Origin of the sequence: Martelella lutilitoris, assembly GCF_016598595.1 — a bacterium.
In the GTDB taxonomy this organism is placed as follows: Bacteria; Pseudomonadota; Alphaproteobacteria; order Rhizobiales; family Rhizobiaceae; genus Martelella; species Martelella lutilitoris_A.
Map to the genome: position 1 here is coordinate 3,727,067 of NZ_CP066786.1, position 10,434 is coordinate 3,737,500.

6 protein-coding genes, 1 tRNA gene and 2 rRNA genes are annotated in these 10,434 nt (G+C 58.6%); 2 read left to right on the forward strand and 7 right to left on the reverse strand.

The genetic code is table 11. The annotated features are described in order from the left end of the window. Window positions 1–157: 157 nt before the first annotated feature. Genes JET14_RS17725 through JET14_RS17740 form a run of 4 tightly spaced genes read right to left on the reverse strand, consistent with a single transcriptional unit; the run spans window position 158 to window position 3,934 of the window. A complete protein-coding gene (locus JET14_RS17725) occupies window positions 158–961 on the reverse strand; it encodes an HpcH/HpaI aldolase family protein (protein ID WP_200335247.1) in 804 nt (267 codons plus the stop codon). Further along, complete coding sequence (locus tag JET14_RS17730; protein WP_200338150.1) at window positions 958–2,475, reverse strand: tripartite tricarboxylate transporter permease; 1,518 nt, start codon at window positions 2,473–2,475, stop codon at window positions 958–960. The genes JET14_RS17725 and JET14_RS17730 overlap by 4 nt, the downstream gene beginning before the upstream one ends. A gap of 18 nt (window positions 2,476–2,493) precedes the next feature. Continuing rightward, window positions 2,494–2,961: a tripartite tricarboxylate transporter TctB family protein gene (locus JET14_RS17735; RefSeq protein WP_200335249.1), complete on the reverse strand. Its 468-nt coding sequence runs from the start codon at window positions 2,959–2,961 to the stop codon at window positions 2,494–2,496. Continuing rightward, window positions 2,954–3,934: a Bug family tripartite tricarboxylate transporter substrate binding protein gene (locus tag JET14_RS17740; RefSeq protein WP_200335251.1), complete on the reverse strand. Its 981-nt coding sequence runs from the start codon at window positions 3,932–3,934 to the stop codon at window positions 2,954–2,956. The genes JET14_RS17735 and JET14_RS17740 overlap by 8 nt, the downstream gene beginning before the upstream one ends. 189 nt (window positions 3,935–4,123) lie before the next feature. Between JET14_RS17740 and JET14_RS17745 the strand changes: the two genes are divergently transcribed. After that, window positions 4,124–5,125 carry a LacI family DNA-binding transcriptional regulator gene (locus JET14_RS17745; RefSeq protein WP_200335253.1) on the forward strand — a complete coding sequence of 334 codons (1,002 nt, stop codon included), beginning with the start codon at window positions 4,124–4,126 and terminating at the stop codon, window positions 5,123–5,125. Window positions 5,126–5,168: 43 nt separating this feature from the next. Then, window positions 5,169–5,684: a transposase gene (locus JET14_RS17750; RefSeq protein WP_200335255.1), complete on the forward strand. Its 516-nt coding sequence runs from the start codon at window positions 5,169–5,171 to the stop codon at window positions 5,682–5,684. A 191-nt stretch (window positions 5,685–5,875) separates the two neighbouring features. On the opposite strand, the gene JET14_RS17755 is transcribed toward JET14_RS17750, so the two are convergent. The 3 genes from JET14_RS17755 to JET14_RS17765 form a co-directional block, all read right to left on the reverse strand. Beyond that, window positions 5,876–5,952, reverse strand: a tRNA-Met gene (locus tag JET14_RS17755). A 183-nt stretch (window positions 5,953–6,135) separates the two neighbouring features. Next, window positions 6,136–6,251: ribosomal RNA gene (rrf, locus tag JET14_RS17760) — 5S ribosomal RNA — on the reverse strand. A gap of 357 nt (window positions 6,252–6,608) precedes the next feature. Next, window positions 6,609–9,938 (reverse strand): 23S ribosomal RNA (locus JET14_RS17765). Between the last annotated feature and the right edge of the window lie 496 nt (window positions 9,939–10,434).

The window sequence follows — 10,434 nt, forward strand, 5'->3', positions numbered from 1 at the left end:
AACGACCTTGCCCGGCCTCTTCTTGCCCGCGTGCACAATGACGCGGTGGCCCGCAGACCGATAGGTTTCGGGATGCGCCGCAACCAGCCCGTCAAGCATCTCCGAAACGTAATCGTTCGGATCGTTCAGGATCTTCTTTATCTCTTCGTACTTCCCCTCAGTAGTCGCGCGTCGTGCCGCCGGCATCAGCAACAAGGTCGAGATCGTCCGCCATCTCAATACGCGCGGCCCGCGCGGCATCATAGAGCAGCCCCACATCGGCCGGCCCCACGATGAAGCTGTATCCCGCGTCCCGGATTTGGCTGTAATTCCGCCCGCCTCCCAGGATCGTACCAAGCTTCACGCCGCTTTCGCGACCAGCACGTTCGACTTCTTCCTTGCACTTGAGAAGATCAGGATGATCGAGCTGTTCCAGAAGGCCGAGGGATCCAGAAAGGTCGTTCGGCCCGACGAAGACCATATCAATCCCATCGATCGCGCCGATCTCGGCGACGTGAGCGACCGCATCGACATGCTCGCACTGCACCATCAGCAGCAGGTCGTCATGCGCTTGCTTCGCGTAGTCGGTCCAGCGGCCGTAATGCGAGGCGCGCACGATGGGCGCGGCATAGCCCCGCCCGCCCCTGGGCGGATAAAGGCACGAATACACGATACTCTTGGCCTGCTCCACCGAATTGACCATTGGCACGAGAATCGAGCGAGCGCCGCGGTCCAGTGCGCGCTTCAAAGTCGTGTCGCTGCCGTCGGGCACGCGCAGCACCGCTTCGCCGCCCGCCGCCTGCACCGCACGGATGAGGCTCAATCCATCCTCAAGTGGCGCCGCACCGTGCTCGCAGTCGATGACCACCACGTCCCAGCCGGCGTTGACCACGATCTCGCAAACCTCCGGCGATCCGGTATCGATCCATGCGGCGGTCACGATCTCGCCCCTGGCGATCCGTTCCTTCAGGGCATTACTCATGAGATGTCGTCCTTTGCGTCATTGATTTCATTGGGTTTGAGGATGGTGCGGATCGCGCGATAGAGGCAGAGCGACCATATCAAGATCGTCGCGCCCCCCAACACCATGGAAATGTTGCGATCGAATAGCGGCATTAGCGCGCCTTGCGATTTGATCATTGAGGTCATGAAGTTCTGCTCGACCACAGGGCCCAGAACGACCCCGAGGATTGCCGGCGCGATGGGCAGGCCGCCCAGGATCATCGCATAGCCCACAAACCCCAGAACCAGGATGATCCAGATCGAGAAGACCGAGTTCAGGACTGCAAATCCCCCGATCAGCGAAAGCGCCAGCACCAACGGCATCAGCATATGCTTGGGCATACGAAGAAGCTGGCTCGCCAGCAGGATCGCGATGCCTCCGGTGAGGATCATAAATATGTTCGCCATCAGGAATGCGCCGAAAAGCGTATAGACGATCTCGCCACTGCGCTCGAAGATGTCTGGGCCCGGGTTGAGGCCCTTCATCATCAGCACGCCAATGGCGATGGCCGTCACGCTGTCGCCCGGTATCCCGAAGACCAGAGCGGGCGTCCAAGCGCCGCTGACGGCCGCGTTATTGGCGGCCCCCCCGTCGACCAGTCCCTCGGCATGGCCGTGCCCGTATTTCTCTGGCGTGCGCGAGAACTTCCGGGACACCGCATAGGCGATCCAAGCAGCAACATCCGCGCCCGCGCCCGGCAGCACGCCGATTAACACGCCCATGGGACCCGATCGCGCGATGTTCTTCCATCGTGCCTTAATTTCGCGCAATGCGTTTCCAATAGCCTCACCCAGCGGCTCCATCTTCGGTGCTTGGATCCTGGTCGCCGGATCGCGCCGCACCGCCGCTGCCTTGAACAACTCGGTCAACGCGAAGAACCCGATCATGGCCGAGATGAACTCTACCCCGTCGAACAGATCGTAGAGACCGAATGTATAGCGCGGCTCGCCCACCGCGATATCGATGCCTACGCAAGCGACGGCAAGGCCGATGAACAAGCTCGCAAAGGTCTTGGCGGGCGGTGCATCGGCCACGAAAACGGCACAGCTGAGGCCGAGGGCAGCGAGCCAGAACATCTCGTCGCTCGAAAAGTTTTTGGAAAAATCCGCCAGGAGCGGTGCAGCCAGCGCCAATGCGCAGACCCCGATGATCCCACCGCAGACGCCGGCAAAAAGCGACACGAACAGCGCCGTACGCGGCTGCCCCCGCTCCGCGATGGTCGCACTGTCGGCGACATAGGCGGCGGAAGCCGGCGTACCCGGTATTCGCAAAAGCGCGCCGCTTATATCGCCTGCAAAAATGCCCGTTGTGGTCGTGGCCACGATTGCCGCCACCGCTGTCACCGGATCCATGTAGAATGTGAAGGGCACCAGAAGCGCCACCGCCATCGTCGCCGAGAGCCCCGGCAGCGCGCCAACCAGAGCACCGTAGAGCGTGCAAACAGCGATGGTTGCCAGAAGTGTGGGGTCGGTCAGCCCCCTCAGGATGTTCATCAGTTCCAAGACGTCACCTCACCACGCGAAGGGCAACATCACGCCCCAGGGGAGCGAGACGCGCATCACCGAATAGAAGACGAAATGCAGGATCAGCGTCGCCGCGACTGACAGCACACCCGCCGAGATCCACCCGCCGCCGTAAAACCGCGTCACCAGGAAGAGAAGGCAGACCGTCGCCAGATGAAAGCCGAGCGGATTGAGCGCCAGCGCATAGGCCGCGATCATTGCGGCCAGCAGGGCGACCCTCCCCGCCCCGCGTACATCGAACGCGGCCTGCTCACTCAGCCGCGCGCGCAAATCGGCCAGTACGATCAGCAAGCCGGAAATCGCCATGCCCCCGGCTACGATCTTCGGAAAGAACCCCGCGCCGTAGCTCATGGTGGGCGGCGCGGAGAACCCGCGCGCGCCCAGATACATGGCGGAGCCAGCAAGAACCAGGGCCCCGCCTGTCACGAAATCGCTGGTCACGCGAATTTTAGTCATTTTTCTTCATGCCGATGGCCTCAATCGTGGCTCCCAGGCTCTCGTCGTAGGCCTCCATCACCGATCTCAATTGTGCGGCATCGCCCCAGACGACCGGCGCGCCGAGACTCGCACGGAATTCGGTCCAGCGATCCGACGCCACGATTTCCTCCAGAGCGGCCTCATAACTACAGGTGATGTTCTCGGGCAGATCCTTCGGCCCCGAGATGCTGGTGAAAGCCGCCAGCGTCCATCCGCTGTCGAGTTCGTCAGCCGTCAGCGGCACGTCCGGAAACGCCTCGCTCGGCGTGTCGCTCATATAGGCCAGCGCCCGCACTTCACCCGAATCGATCAGCGACTTACCCTCTTCCAGCGAAGGCGTCACCATGTCGACACCGTGCGCCAACAGTTCCTGCAACGCGCTCGCCGAACCCTGCGAGGGGACCCAGCGGATCGCCTGAGGATCCATGCCCTCGGCCTCAAGCATTCCCGCGAGCGCCAGATGCCATATCCCCCCCAGAGCAGTGCCCGATGCGGTCAACTCGCCCGGATTTTCGCGCGCGTAATCCAGAAGCTCCGTCAGGCTCTCGAACGGGCTATCTGCGTTCACGATGACACCCGCCGCCGGCATGTTCATCAGTGCGATGGGCGTGATGTCCTCATAGGTCAGATCCGTCAGCCCGAACCAATGCATCGTATCGATCTCGACCGTCGCCGCGCCGATCGTATAGCCGTCGGGCCGCGCGCGAGAGATCGCAGTATGACCTGTTACGCCGTTGCCGCCGGTGCGGTTTACCACATTGAAGGGAACGCCGAACCGCTCCTGCAAGGCGGTCGCGAGTTGGCGCGCATTGGCGTCGGTCGTACCGCCCGCGCCCCACGGCACGATGACGCTCACCGGGCGCTCGGGCACCCAGTTGCAGTCCTGCGCAACGGCTGCATGGCCGAACCCGGTAGCCGCGAGGATCGCAGCGGAGAAAATCGCTTTGTTCATGGTGTCCTCCCAGACATTGTGCGGCCCCTCGGGGGCCAGCGTGAAATGCGTGGCCTCCTCAAGACCAGCATGGAAGGAAGATGACACGGAAGAAAACGCTAGTCAATCGTTTTACTAGAACGTTTTACTAAAACGTTCTACTTGACGTTTAACGCTCACTTCAGACAGAATCGTGCGAAAGGAGATCCCATGCGCGCTCGCGTCACCCTAAAGGATATCGCCCGCGAAACCGGGCTCTCGGTCAGTTCAGTCTCGCTCGCCTTGCGCGGGGACACCCGCTTTCCGGCCGATACGATCGCCCGTATCCGTAACGCCGCCACGTCGCTCGGATATGTCTACAATCAGGCAGCGGCCGATCTTCGCATGTCACGCACCAACCAGGTCGCCGTCTGTCTCGGCGATCTTACCAACCCTATCTTCAACGACATGCTCCTTGAGGCCGAGACCGAAATTGAGAGCCGCGGCAAGCGCCTGCTTCTTGGCATCACCCGTGAGAATCGCGCGCGTCAAGCCGACTTCCTTCACCAAGCGCTTCAGGTCGGCTGCGAGGCGCTGCTACTCTGCCCAGCCTACGGCACCACCTGCACAGATCTGGACGCGATCCTGCGCGTCGGCGACACTCTCGCCATCTCGACCGTCCTGTTCTTTCGCTCGGTAGAGGGCTTCGATGCCCCACAGATCGTCATGGATGAGGTCCGCAGCGGTCGCCTTTCCGCGCGTGCAGCCATTGATGCCGGCCACCGCAACCTTCACTGGATCGGCGGTGGCCGGCAAACGAGCGCCGCGTTCCAACGTCAATCGGGCGCAGTGGCCGAGATCATCGAGGCCGGTCTCGCGCCTCCAGGCCTCCATCCCGGCCCCACCTCACGCGCCTACGGCTTCGCCAAGGCCACCGAACTCCTTGCCACACACAGAGGAGAGATCGCATTTCTATGCTTCTCCGACCTTATCGCGATGGGCGTGCTAGCAGCCTGCCACGCCGCTGGGCGGCGCGTTGGCCATGATGTTTCAGTCGTCGGTTGCGACGACATGGACGAGGTCAAATACGCCATCCCTCCCCTCACGACAATCCGGATCGACCTCAAGCACATCGTCGCCACCGCCATGCAGGCTGCCACCACACCCGACTTCCCGCGCCCCGAAGCCTTCGAACCCGTTCTAATTCAGCGCGAAAGCCTGTGCAGTCTCTGAGCAACAATTATGTCTCAAACAGTTTCAGGTTGCCCGTACCGCCATGATCAAGGCGCGTACGTGGCTGAAGAACCGGCTCGACACCCGGACGCTCTGTCTGCTCAGACGTCAGGCGAAAGCGCAAATGGCGCTACTCGACAGGCAGCTTAAAGCCATCGACGCCGAGATCGCCGACAGGCTGTCACGAGATCAGGCCCGCGCACTGGAAATCCTCCAATCCATTCCAGGTCTCCGGTCCTTTGTGGCGGCCACCATCCTCATCGAGTGTCCGCAGATCGGGACCATGGACCGCAAACAAATCGCCAGTCTCGCTGGGCTCGTCCTCATGACACGCCAATCGGGCCAATGGCGCGGCAAGGCCTTCATTCAGGGCGGACGCAAATTCCTGCGCGACGCGCTCTACATGCCCGCACTCGTCGCAATCCGGTTCAATCCAGACATGAAGCAGAAATACGATGCGATGCGCCAAGCCGGGAAGCCAGCCAAAGTCGCAATAATTGCTTTACTGAGGAAGCTCATCGAACGCGCAAACACCCTCATCAAGCAGGACGGAAAATAGAAGCCAAAACACGCTTGATCAAAACGGATACTCTAGGACATTCCTCTGGTATTAAACAAGCTATGCTCGGGTGCGGTCCTCGGGGTGACTGGGCTGTTTTCGCGATTGACCTTATGCGCTGCGGCAAGCTCTTTGCGAGTCTAGAAGAACGACAAAACCCGCCGCTGTTGCGACGGGTTTGTTTGTCTTGTTGGTTGCGGGGGCAGGATTTGAACCTGCGGCCTTCAGGTTATGAGCCTGACGAGCTACCGGGCTGCTCCACCCCGCGTTATGTTTGCGGCAACAAAAAAGCCGCCTTTTGCGGCGGCTTGTTATCGGCAGTCGCCGTATTGTTGTGAGAAGATATTCTTTGCTCAGCGCGACCGCGCGTCGCCGATTGTTCGGCGCGCCGTGTGCAGCGTGGCCGAAGGCCACGATAGCGTGAACACATAAACAATGTTGCATTTGGCAGACCTGGCAGCGACTTACTCTCCCGTGCCTTAAGACAAAGTACCATCAGCGCTGGGGCATTTCACGGCCGTGTTCGGAATGGGAACGGGTGTTAAGGACCCCGCCATAGCCACCAGGTCGGCCAAATGCAGCATGTTTTCGAGAAGCTGGAAGGGTTTGTTTTGTCCTCACGCTGTCGCGGCTTGCGCCGCTTCGCTCCGGACGGGGCGGCGCATGAGCGCCGGCGGCCGGTCGGCCTTGCGAAGCCTTTGGCTTCGGCCTTCCCCCGCGATGCAGGAGCAAGGATACAAGGACGTGAGGTCTGTTGTTGTATTGGCGCTTCGTCAGTCAGCAGTCGCAATGCCTGTCGAGGGACGACCCTCAGCAGCTTGCCTGCGTCGCGAAGCGGCCCGTCGGAGCGCAGCGGCGAAGCCGCGACAGCGTCAGGACAAAAAGATCGTGTTCATCGCGTTGCGATGAACATGAACAATGAGAACGATCAAGCCGATCGAGCGATTAGTACCGGTAAGCTTCACACATTGCTGCGCTTCCACACCCGGCCTATCAACGTTGTCGTCTACAACGGCTCTGATAGGGAACACTCGTTTTCAGGTTGGTTTCCCGCTTAGATGCCTTCAGCGGTTATCCATTCCGTATATAGCTACCCTGCTATGCGGCTGGCGCCACAACAGGTCCACCAGAGATACGTCCATCCCGGTCCTCTCGTACTAGGGACAGATCCTGTCAATATTCCTACACCCACGGCAGATAGGGACCGAACTGTCTCACGACGTTCTGAACCCAGCTCACGTACCGCTTTAATTGGCGAACAGCCAAACCCTTGGGACCTGCTCCAGCCCCAGGATGCGATGAGCCGACATCGAGGTGCCAAACAACCCCGTCGATATGGACTCTTGGGGGTCATCAGCCTGTTATCCCCGGCGTACCTTTTATCCGTTGAGCGATGGCCCTTCCACGCGGGACCACCGGATCACTATGACCGACTTTCGTCTCTGCTCGACTTGTCAGTCTCGCAGTCAGGCGGGCTTATGCCATTGCACTCGACGACCGATTTCCGACCGGTCTGAGCCCACCATCGCGCGCCTCCGTTACTCTTTAGGAGGCGACCGCCCCAGTCAAACTACCCACCATACACTGTCCCGGATCCGGATCACGGATCGCGGTTAGACATCCACGAAGATAAGGGTGGTATTTCAAGGATGGCTCCACAAGAACTGGCGTCCCTGCTTCAAAGCCTACCACCTATCCTACACATGCCTTGGCGAATGCCAGTGTAAAGCTATAGTAAAGGTGCACGGGGTCTTTCCGTCTGACCGCAGGAACCCCGCATCTTCACGGGGAATTCAATTTCACTGAGTCTGCGTTGGAGACAGCGGGGAAGTCGTTACGCCATTCGTGCAGGTCGGAACTTACCCGACAAGGAATTTCGCTACCTTAGGACCGTTATAGTTACGGCCGCCGTTTACTGGGGCTTCGATTCAATGCTTGCACATCTCCTCTTAACCTTCCAGCACCGGGCAGGCGTCAGACCCTATACGTCGTCTTAAAGACTTCGCAGAGCCCTGTGTTTTTGATAAACAGTCGCTACCCCCTGGTCTGTGCCACCCTCCGATACTTGCGTATCAAAGGGTCACGCTTCTTCCGAAGTTACGCGTGCAATTTGCCGAGTTCCTTCAACGCAGTTCTCTCAAGCGCCTTGGTATACTCTACCTGACCACCTGTGTCGGTTTCGGGTACGGTCTCACGACGGGGCTATTTCCTGGAACCGCTCCACCGCACACTCAATCCAATAAGAATGTACGATTTGTGCAATCCGTCACCACCGCCTGGCCCACGAATATTAACGTGGTTCCCATCGACTACGCGTTTCCGCCTCGTCTTAGGGGCCGGCTAACCCTGCTCAGATTAACTTTAAGCAGGAACCCTTGGTCTTTCGGCGAGAGGGTCTCTCACCCTCTTTATCGTTACTCATGTCAACATTCGCACTTCCGATACCTCCAGGAGCCCTCACGGGTCTCCCTTCATCAGCCTACGGAACGCTCCGCTACCACGTGGATAAATCCACATCCTCAGCTTCGGTGCATGGCTTGAGCCCCGGTACATTTTCGGCGCAAAGACCCTTATTTAGACCAGTGAGCTGTTACGCTTTCTTTAAATGATGGCTGCTTCTAAGCCAACATCCTGGTTGTTTTGGGATCCTCACATCCTTTCCCACTTAGCCATGACTTGGGGACCTTAGCTGGAGGTCAGGGTTGTTGCCCTTTTCACGACGGACGTTAGCACCCGCCGTGTGTCTGCTGAACAGTACTCCTCGGTATTCGCAGTTTGGTTAGGATCAGTAAGACGGTGAGTCCCCATAGCCCATCCAGTGCTCTACCCCCGAGGGTATTCATTCAACGCTCTACCTAAATAGATTTCGCGGAGAACCAGCTATCTCCGAGTTTGATTGGCCTTTCACCCCTAGCCACAAGTCATCCCAATCTATTGCAACAGATGCGGGTTCGGTCCTCCAGTTGGTGTTACCCAACCTTCAACCTGCTCATGGCTAGATCACTCGGTTTCGGGTCTAATGCATCTAACTCAATCGCCCTATTAAGACTCGCTTTCGCTGCGCCTCCACCTACCGGCTTAAGCTTGCTAGATACACTAAGTCGTTGACCCATTATACAAAAGGTACGCCGTCACCCGCTCATCAAATGCTTCGCATTTGTTCGCCGTATCTTCTGTCCTCACGCTGTCGCGATCCTAGATCGCTTCGCTCCGGACGGGGCGGCCAATAATGGCCGACGCGCGGTCGCGCTACAACGACGCCAATTGGCGCCCGTAGGCCGACCGGCCGTCGCCGCTTATGCGGCGCGCCGTCGCAGCCCCAGCAGGTCGAAGACCTGCGGTACGGGGCGCGAGACATAAAAAACGTTCTCAAATTCGAAGAATTTGAAGAACGGGCTCCGACTGTTTGTAGGCATCCGGTTTCAGGTTCTCTTTCACTCCCCTTGTCGGGGTGCTTTTCACCTTTCCCTCACGGTACTGGTTCGCTATCGGTTATGCACGAGTACTTAGGCTTGGAGCGTGGTCGCCCCATGTTCGAACAGGATTTCACGTGTCCCGCCCTACTCAAGGACAATGACTGTTCTACGCATACGGGGCTATCACCCATCTCGCCAGGCTTCCCAACCTGTTCTGCTTCATTCATCATTGCCACTGGCCTCATCCGCGTTCGCTCGCCACTACTTGCGGAGTCTCGATTGATGTCCTTTCCTACGGGTACTTAGATGTTTCAGTTCCCCGCGTTCGCTTCTTAACCCTATGTATTCAGATTAAGATACCTTTTAGCGATATCTAGAAACCATTCCGGTTGCCTATCGGCAACCCGACTGATCTGTTTTGTCCTCACGCTGTCGCGATCTTCGATCGCTTCGCTCCGGACGGGGCGGCCAAAAATGGCCGACGCGCAGTCGCGCTTGCCTCAGGAGCGTGGCTCCTTCGGATTTCATTTCCCAAACCAACGTGGAAAAAGAATTCGGTGCTAAGCACCGCAAGGCCGACCGGCCGTCGCCGCTGATGCGGCGCGCCATCGCAGCCCCAGCAGGTCGAAGACCTGCGGTACGGGGCGTGAGATCAAATAATTCCAGACAAATCATTCCAACCGGAATGATTTTCTAGATATCTAAGGTGGGTTTCCCCATTCGGATATCCATGGATCAAAGCTTATTCGCAGCTCCCCACGGCTTTTCGCAGCGTATCACGTCCTTCATCGCCTGTGCATACCAAGGCATCCACCAAATGCCCTTAAGACACTTGATCGTTCTCATTGCTGATGTTCATCTCTTTCTTGTCCTCACGCTGCCGCAGCTTGCGCTGCTTCGCTCCGGACGGGGCGGCGAACGATCGCCGACGACCTTTCGGTCTACGGGAAGTCCCTCGCAACGTCTTTCGCAGGTTTTATGAGAACAAACACCGGGCCTTTTGTATAACCCCGGCCGATGCCATCAACACGATCTGACCACCGACCCAACAAAGTCGGCAGTCCTCATTTTCAAGACTGAATGTTTCTTTTCGTTCTTCGTAGCGCAAGCGCGCGTCGCCGGAAATCCGGCGCCCCCGCGGAGGATAGGCCCGAAGGGCCGCTCATCCGTGAGCGATAAAAGAACTAAAAAGACATTCGTCTTTTTAGACCAGCTTCTCGAGATAATGTCCGATGATGTGCGGTCAGGCGCATCAATCCAACGCATCCGTCAGATGAAGGACAAGTCCCTCAAACAACAGATCGTCGTTACAGACAGAGCTTCCTTCCAAAACC